Below are 253 nucleotides of genomic sequence, written 5' to 3' on the forward strand. Positions count from 1 at the left end.
CGGAGCCCGGATGCGGATCGCAGGCGCGGCCGATCCGGCAACGGTCTCGGCGATCATCAAGACGCTGGCCAGGGACGTGGGACGGCGATGATCCCGGTCCCGAGTGGCGTGCAGGTCTGGCTGGCCACGGGTCACACCGACATGCGCAAGGGTTTTGATGGGTTGGCGCTGCTGGTGCAGGAGACGCTGCATCGCAATCCACACAACGGCAACCTGTTTGTGTTCCGCGGGCGGCGGGGCTCGCTGATCAAGG

At 66.8% G+C, this 253-nt stretch carries 1 protein-coding gene; it reads left to right on the forward strand.

The window, feature by feature from the left end; translation table 11 throughout:
- Nucleotides 1-87 precede the first annotated feature (87 nt).
- A partial coding sequence (tnpB, locus tag RMT89_RS46390; RefSeq protein WP_399499075.1) for an IS66 family insertion sequence element accessory protein TnpB occupies nucleotides 88-253 on the forward strand: 166 nt, incomplete at its 3' end.

Origin of the sequence: Streptomyces sp. P17 (assembly GCF_032436805.1) — a bacterium.
In the GTDB taxonomy this organism is placed as follows: Bacteria; Actinomycetota; Actinomycetes; order Streptomycetales; family Streptomycetaceae; genus Streptomyces.